Source organism: Paraburkholderia sp. CNPSo 3274, from assembly GCF_024206475.1.
In the GTDB taxonomy this organism is placed as follows: Bacteria; Pseudomonadota; Gammaproteobacteria; order Burkholderiales; family Burkholderiaceae; genus Paraburkholderia.
Genome location: NZ_JAMBPR010000256.1, coordinates 1 through 595 on the forward strand (window position 1 = coordinate 1; position 595 = coordinate 595).

Annotated in this window: 1 pseudogene; it reads right to left on the reverse strand. The window is 65.9% G+C overall.

Annotated features, from left to right (window positions below):
* Positions 1-367 (reverse strand): annotated as a pseudogene (locus M3I54_RS44560) (IS21 family transposase); the annotation flags it as partial.
* Between the last annotated feature and the right edge of the window lie 228 nt (positions 368-595).

Below are 595 nucleotides of genomic sequence, written 5' to 3' on the forward strand. Positions count from 1 at the left end.
CTAGCTGACCGGGCTGGTGTACCTGACGGAACATGACGTCACGTTCCTCGCCATGGAGTGCGCGCCAGTCGCGAATACGCCGCTCAAGCGTGCGGCGCACGTTGCCCGGAAGGTCGGGATGGCGCCGAAGCATCTCGTCCAGTACGGCTATCGGCCGGATGCCGGGGGCGGACTGGAGCAGCGGCACGATCTCAGTGTCAAAGATCGCGACCAGGGGATCGGCCCGGCGACGCCCGCGCGGGGCCTTCTTCTGCGATGGCAATCGCGGATCCTCTTCGATGCGATAGCCCGTGGCGGCGCTGAACCCAGCGCGCGCAGCCGCCTGGGGCGGCCCCTCCTTGAGTCTGTACTTCATGTAGAGCCTCATCTGATGGTCGTTGATGTGTCGGCCGGGCAACTCAGCCTCCCTTCGCTACATGGAAGAGCTGTTCATACCCGATTTACCGCGACCACCGACAAGGCACCCCGGCAGCGGGGCGGACTCCTCGGCGCGGCGTTGCGGCAGCGGTTCCGGGCTACGCCCTCCACCGCTGCCGCAACGCCAGTACTCTCATCCTGATTGACGCGCTGCTCTCATCTTGTTTGACGCGCGGCA